The following is a 547-nucleotide window of genomic DNA, read 5'->3' as shown; positions in this document are numbered from 1 at the left end:
TACTACGCCATGCTTTCCGGCGCGGACAGTGGTACAGCGGAGGGTCTGGAAAACTGGTGTATCTATGTTCTGGAGGGTGTGCGCGACGAGCTGGACAAGGTGGATCGCCTGACGGATTTCGAGTACCTGACCCGGCATATCCTCAATCCCGCCGTGGATATCGCACGTAATCGCAGCCTGATCACGGCGACCGAGGAGGGCGTGCTCAAGCTCGCCATCAGGAAAGGTGTGGTGAAGTCTGCGGACCTTGCGCCTGCGCTGCCTGGGTTGACCGCCAATCAGCGGACCTACCAGCTGAAGAAGCTGGTCGACCAGGGCATGCTTCGCCCGGTCGCCGAGGGTTCCAGGCAGTACACGATCGGTTTCTCCAACAACTACCTGATCCGTGGCGTCGTCAAGGCACTACGGGACGAAGGCTTCATCCCGGAGCCCGTCGTAGGCGTCTGACCTGCGCCAAGCCCCGTGACCGTCAGGCATCACGCTTGAGAGCGTTGCCCGAGCGCGGTCATTGTCATCTTTCCTTCTCCGCTCCGTCACATCGCTGCCA

1 protein-coding gene is annotated in these 547 nt (G+C 61.1%); it reads left to right on the top strand.

The genetic code is table 11. The features are described 5' to 3' along the window. The coding region (locus tag J0A65_RS25410) for a hypothetical protein (protein ID WP_206596997.1) at positions 1-447 on the top strand (447 nt) is incomplete at its 5' end. Positions 448-547 lie beyond the last annotated feature (100 nt).

It is taken from the genome of Bowmanella yangjiangensis (assembly GCF_017255015.1).
In the GTDB taxonomy this organism is placed as follows: Bacteria; Pseudomonadota; Gammaproteobacteria; order Enterobacterales; family Alteromonadaceae; genus Bowmanella; species Bowmanella yangjiangensis.
The sequence above is the reverse complement of the archived record's forward strand: the minus strand, read 5'-3'. Positions and strand labels throughout refer to the sequence as shown.